Origin of the sequence: Comamonas sp. B-9 (assembly GCF_000410635.1) — a bacterium.
Classification (GTDB): Bacteria; Pseudomonadota; Gammaproteobacteria; order Burkholderiales; family Burkholderiaceae_C; genus Comamonas.
Genome location: NZ_KE148616.1, coordinates 9,600 through 15,463, shown reverse-complemented (window position 1 = coordinate 15,463; position 5,864 = coordinate 9,600). Strand labels below are relative to the sequence as shown.

The following is a 5,864-nucleotide window of genomic DNA, read 5'->3' as shown; positions in this document are numbered from 1 at the left end:
CGCTGATGCAGGCGCACTGGGCGAGCGGCTGGGGCCTGTCGCTGCCCTTCAGCCAGGTGCTGCCCGACTACGCGCGCTACGCGCCCCTGCTGGGCGAGGCCCTGCACGACCCGGTGCCGCAGGCCCGCGACTGGGCGCAGCGCCTGCTGGCCATCAGCAACAGCACCTGGCTCAGCGATGCGCAGTTTGCCCAGCTGCTGGATGCGCTGACGCAGACGCTAACAAGGCCGCCAGCAGCCGCTGGTTGAGCGCATGCTGCCCCGCCTGGGCTGCCGCCAGTGCCTGTGCATCGATGGCCGTGTCCTGCCCGTCACCGGCACTCAGCCAGCGCTTCCACCAGGTGCTGTATTGCCAGGACGAGACATCGCCGGTGATATCGCTGCCCACCAATTGGCCGTCGAGCGCTGCAATGATGCCCAGCGCCTGCGCCTCGCGCATCTGACCCTGGTCCCAGTTCGTGGTGACCACGTCGGTGGCAAACACATCCTTGTCGATGCTGAGGTAAGTGCTTTGGCGCTCGCGCGCCAGGGTTGCCGCCAAGGCATCGGTCAGGGCATCGAGGCTGGGAAATGCGCGAAACGCGACAGACAGGCCCAGGCGCCGCGCCCAGCCGGTATCCACGCCGCAGCTCCAGTAGCTGAGCTTGCCGGCATGCAGCGGGCCCAGGTAGTTCTCCCAGGCGTGGCCGGCGCCAATGTCAGCGGAGGTGATGCCCGCCACATGCACATGCGCAACTGCCGGGTGCATGGCAATGCGCCGCACCCAGGAGCCGCAGTGCACACCCCAGGGAAAGCGCATGTTGTCGGGGTGGTTGTCCAGCACCACCACGCGCAGCGGGCGCGCAGCGGTATAGCCCTGGCGCGCAATGCAGTGCTCGATCAGCAGCCAGGAGACGTGGTGGAAATCGCCACTGCCCATCCAGGCCGTGCCATGCTGCGCGGGCAGCCGGGCCTGCACATGGCGGCGGAACTGCTGGTAGCGGCCCAGCGATGATCCAAAGCGGATCGCCTCCTGCCAGTCGCCCAGCGGCAGGCGCAGCTCGCCGGCCAAGGGGCCAACGGAGCCATCGACATCGAGCACCAAGGGGGTCATCGCTGTTCCTGCCATGCGCGGTCACTTTCAAAATGCCGGGAAAACCGCCGCCCCAAAGCCCGCAGCAGCGGGTTGCGGATGTAGACCGCATGCTGGGTGAACGTGAAACTGGCGCCCAATTGCGCCTTGACCTCGGGATCGGTCCAGCCTGCCACATAGTGTGACAGGCCGCATTCGAGCGCATATTCCAGGTTCAGCATCCAGCTGACAAAGTACAGGTTGGTCTGGCGCGCACGCGGGTAGGACAGGCCGATGTATTTGTCGACCAGGCGCCCGTCATGGGCAAAGCACAGGTTCCAGCCCAGCAAGGCGCCGTCCTGCAGATCGCGGTACTCGAACACCAGACCCTGGTTGCTGGCATCACGCAGCACTGCAGCAAAAAAGCTGCGGCTGAGCTTGTCAAAGTGCAGCGCGCTTTGCGCATACACGGCCTCGAACAGCGCATAGTAGGCATCGACCAGGGCCTCATCGGCAAAGGCCGGGCCGGTGGAAATGCGGCGGATCTGCAGCTGGCTGCGGCTCTTAAGCTTGCGGCGCAGGTCGGAGCGCCGGTTCTTCGACAGCCGCGCCAGGTAGGCATCGATGCTGTCGAAATCGATAGGCACATAGGCCAGCGCCTGGCCTTCGACCAGGATGAAGCCCTGGTGCTGGAGCGCCTGGGCCAGCCGGCGGGCATCGGCATTGTCGGCCGGGGGCAGCAGCGGCGAGTCCTGCGGCAGGTCCTTGACGATGGTCAGCATGCAGCGCCCCGCGTGGCGGCGCAGCTCGCCAGCGAGCTTGTCCATCTCCACCTCCGGGGGCAGCACCAGGTACTCGCTCAAGGTCGAGCCGACAAAATCGGTGCGCAGCCGCAAGCGCTGCGCCAGCCAGGCTCCACCGGGCAGCTGCAGCACCCAGCGCTTGACGGCCGCGTCGGCCGTGGTCAGCAGATCGAAGGGCGCGCGAAAGGCCGGATACGACCGGTCCGAGCGCACCACAAATCCCTCGGGCGGATGCGCGGCAAACTGCCCGATCAGCGCCGAGGGCTCCAACTGGTTGCGCGCAGGGCGCAGTGGCTCGCTCAAGCGCAGGACCGCTTGGCCAGGGTGATCAGCTGGTCGAGCAGCACCAGCGCTTCATCGATCTCGCTGCGGCTGATCATCAGCGACGGCGCGAAGGTGATCACATTCTTGTAGTAGCCGCCCACGTCCAGCACCAGGCCGCGTTGTTGGCCCTGGTATTCGAGCTTGCCCTCGAGGCCCAGATCCACCATCTTGTCGAGCAGCGCCTTGTTGGGGGTAAAGCCGTCTGCCGTGCAGATCTCGGCGCGCAGCGCCAGGCCCATGCCGTCGACATCGCCGATTTCCGGGTGGCGCTTTTGCAGCTGGCGCAGGCCATCGAGGAAATAGGCCCCCGACTCGCGCACCTGGCGGCCAAAGTCCATCTCGTGCGTCATCTTCATCACTTCCAGGCCCAGCGCCGTGCCCAGCGGGTTGGAGGCAAAGGTCGAATGGGTCGAGCCTGGTGGGAACACCGTGGGGTTGATCAACTCTTCACGGGCCCACAGGCCCGACAGCGCGTTCAAGCCATTGGTCAGCGCCTTGGCAAACACCAGCACATCGGGTTTGACGCCAAAGTTCTCCACCGACCACAGCGTGCCGGTGCGCCAGAAGCCCATCTGGATTTCGTCGACTACCATCAACACGCCATGGTCGTCGAGCACCTTCTTGAGGCCCTTGAAGAAATTGGGCGGTGGCACGACGTAGCCGCCGGTGCCCTGGATCGGCTCCACATAGAAGGCCGCGTACTCGCACTGCTGGGTCTTGGGATCCCAGACGGCGTGGTATTCGTTCTCGAACTTGCGCGCAAACTCCTGCACGATGGACTCCGCATATTCTTCGGAGGTCATGCCCTTGGGGCGGCGGAAGGGATAGGGGAAGGGAATGAACTGCGCGCGGTCGCTGAAGTGGCCAAAGCGGCGGCGGTAGCGGTAGCTGGAAGTGATGCTCGACGCACCCAGGGTGCGGCCATGGTAGCCGCCTTCAAACGCGAACATCAGGCTTTTGCCATTGGTGGCATTGCGCACCACCTTGAGCGAATCCTCAATCGCCTGGGCACCGCCCACGTTGAAGTGCACGCGGCCGGGCATGCCCCATTTCTTCTCGGCATCTTGGGCAATGAACTTGGCCAGCTCGATCTTCGTGGGGTGCAGGTACTGGCTGGCCACCTGGGGCAGCTCGCGCAGCTGCTCGATCATCTTGTCTTCCAGCCGCTTGTTCTTGTAGCCGAAGTTGACGGCCGAGTACCACATCTGCAAGTCCAGGTAAGGCGTGCCGGCCTGGTCAAACATGTAGCTGCCCTCGCAGCCGCTGAAGATCTTGGGGGGATTGACGTAGTGAACGGTGTCGCCAAAAGAGCAGTATTGGGCTTCGTCAGCCAGCAGTTGTTCGGTATTGAAAGTCACGGCAAAGGGCTCCAGTTTTGAGTGCCGCCAGTCTGGCCCTGCAATGTTGTGGCTCCGCCTACGTTATTTGTAGGATTGATGGAGATCTTGCCCGCTTGATGGAGCGCGGCCGGCTCCGGGTTTGGTGCTGGCTGGCGCAAGGTGTACCATGATTGCCGACCATGGCCGCCGCACGGGCAGCCGCTGCACTTTGGCCCCTGGCCCCTTCTTCATGAATAGTCCTCACAAACGTTTTTCGATGATTCGCGAGTTCCACCTCGCTGACTGGTTCACCTTGGGCAATGCCGTCTGCGGCGTGGGCGCGCTGTTCTCGGCGATGACCTTTCTGGAGACCTCGGACCGCAGGCACATCTACTTTGCCGCGGCGCTGGTGCTCGCCGCGCTGGTCTTCGATATCTTTGATGGCCGCATTGCGCGCTGGCGGCAAAAGTCATCGGCGATGGGGCGCGAGCTCGATTCGCTCGCCGATGTGATCTCGTTCGGTGTGGCGCCAGCCATCATTGCCTATGCCTGCGGCATGCAAGGCCTGTGGGACCGCATTGTGCTGGGCTACTTTGTGGCCTGCGGCGTCTCGCGCCTGGCGCGCTACAACGTGACCGCAGAATCACTGTCAGAGGGGCCATCGGGCAAGGTGAAGTACTTCGAAGGCACCCCCATCCCCACCTCCATCGTACTGGTCGCGCTGCTCGCGCTGGCCGCCGCGATGAACGCGGTGCGCGCCGATCTGTGGTTTGGCAAGCTGCTGATTGGCGGCTTCACCTTGCACCCGCTGGTGCTGCTGTTTGCGGTCTCGGGCTCGCTGATGATCAGCCGCATCAAGATCCCTAAGCTCTGAGCGAGCTTGGGCGCAAGGCCCAAGCCTGCCTCACATCCCGCGAATATGCTCCACGTGGGCCAGCAGTGAGCGCTTGGCCACTGGCCACAGCCGCTCGGGCGTGTCGGCATAGGCGATGGCCACCCAGTCTTCCGGCGTGCCATCGGGCGCCTGGGCCATGGCATCGCGCACCTTCTCTTCGCGCGCCATGCGGTGCGCATGCAGCTTGGCAATCACCTGCAGCGGCTGGGCCAGCACATAGCCATGGGCCGGCAGGATAAAGCCGATCTGCCCTTGCTCACAGGCCTGGGCCAGCTTGGCCAGCGACGCCAGGTAGAGGCGCATATTGCCGTCGGGCGGGTCCACCACCGTCGTGCTGCCGTTCAGGATATGGTCGCCGCTGAACAGCAGGCCGTCTTCTTCCAGCACCAGGCAGACATGGTTGGCCGCATGGCCGGGCGTATGCAGCACGCGCAGGCTGTGGCTGCGCGCCGGGTCGCTGGGGTGGGCCAGTTGCAGCACCTGGCCGTCGTGCAGCGCTTGGTCCGGCGTGAAATGGCTGCCGGCGCGCGCAGTGCAGGCAGAAGCCAGTCCCCAGATCACCGGTTTGCTGCGCCCTGCCTGGGCCACCAGCGCCTGCAGCGGCGCCGCACCCGGTGAATGGTCGGCATGCGAATGGGTGCAGACGATGGCGCGGATATCGCCCCCGGTGGCGGCCAGGATGCGCGCCAGGTGCGGGTCGTCCTGCGGCTGCGGCTTGGGGCCGGGGTCGACCACGATGTAGCCGGTCTCGGCATCACCGACCAGGTAGGTGTTGGTGCCCGGCCCGGTCATCGTGCCGCCGTTGTCGGCCGTCAGGCGCTGCACGTTCTTCAATAGTGGCACTGGCTGTGCGCTCTGCCAGCCCAGCGCATGGTGCAACTGGCCATCGGGGCAGACCAGGGCCAGCTCGCCATAGGCGGTCTCATGCTCCATAAAGCGCCGCACCTCGCCATCGACCATCGCGCCACGCGGCATCGATTGCCACAGCCACTGGCCCGGCTGCACCTGCTGCAGTGCCTGCAGCACATCGAGCAGCGCCTGCACCGTGGGGTAGGCGGCCAGACGCTCCAGCGTGACCCGGGTGGGGAACATCACCGTCATCTGCCCATCGGCTGCGCGCTGCAAGGCCTGCGCGGGGTGCACCCACAGCGCCTCGAACTGTTCGGTGTCGTCGGTGACCGGCTCCTGGCCCTCGGGCATGCGCGCGACGAAGAAAGGCACATCAAAGCGGATCGGTATCTCCTGCGCCGCTGTCCAGCGCGCCAGCGGCCACAGCATATCGGCCGCCAAGGTCAGGCCCAGCGCTGCGCATTGCGGCAGCAGCGGCTGGCTGCGGTCCATGCCCGCCACCTCGGCCTGGCTGGCCCAGCGGCCATCGGCATGGCGGGCCAGCAGCACGCCCATCTCCTCCAGGCTCTCGCGGATGGCGGCCTGGGCATAGGTCAGCTCCTCGGTGGTCTGAGCCGTGCGGCG

Annotated in this window: 5 protein-coding genes and 1 pseudogene; 2 read left to right on the top strand and 4 right to left on the bottom strand. The window is 65.5% G+C overall.

The window, feature by feature from the left end; genetic code table 11:
- Positions 1–248: pseudogene (locus tag H928_RS0116755) on the top strand (nucleotide sugar aminotransferase); the annotation flags it as partial.
- On the opposite strand, the gene H928_RS0116750 reads toward H928_RS0116755, so the two are convergent.
- The 3 genes from H928_RS0116750 to H928_RS0116740 are packed head-to-tail and all read right to left on the bottom strand — an operon-like array spanning position 172 to position 3,535.
- Entirely contained in the window at positions 172–1,107 is a 936-nt protein-coding gene (locus H928_RS0116750) for a hypothetical protein (protein ID WP_021027541.1), read from the bottom strand. The pseudogene H928_RS0116755 and the gene H928_RS0116750 sit on opposite strands and share 77 nt — an antisense overlap.
- A complete protein-coding gene (locus H928_RS0116745) occupies positions 1,089–2,156 on the bottom strand; it encodes a GNAT family N-acetyltransferase (RefSeq protein ID WP_021027540.1) in 1,068 nt (355 codons plus the stop codon). Before H928_RS0116745 ends, H928_RS0116750 begins: the two co-directional genes overlap by 19 nt.
- Entirely contained in the window at positions 2,153–3,535 is a 1,383-nt protein-coding gene (locus tag H928_RS0116740; RefSeq protein ID WP_021027539.1) for an aspartate aminotransferase family protein, read from the bottom strand. The genes H928_RS0116745 and H928_RS0116740 overlap by 4 nt, the downstream gene beginning before the upstream one ends.
- A gap of 211 nt (positions 3,536–3,746) precedes the next feature.
- Between H928_RS0116740 and pssA the strand changes: the two genes are divergently transcribed.
- Complete coding sequence (gene pssA, locus H928_RS0116735; RefSeq protein ID WP_027011044.1) at positions 3,747–4,370, top strand: CDP-diacylglycerol--serine O-phosphatidyltransferase; 624 nt, start codon at positions 3,747–3,749, stop codon at positions 4,368–4,370.
- 30 nt (positions 4,371–4,400) lie between these two features.
- On the opposite strand, the gene H928_RS28380 is transcribed toward pssA, so the two are convergent.
- A partial coding sequence (locus H928_RS28380) for an MBL fold metallo-hydrolase (RefSeq protein WP_043340730.1) occupies positions 4,401–5,864 on the bottom strand: 1,464 nt, incomplete at its 5' end.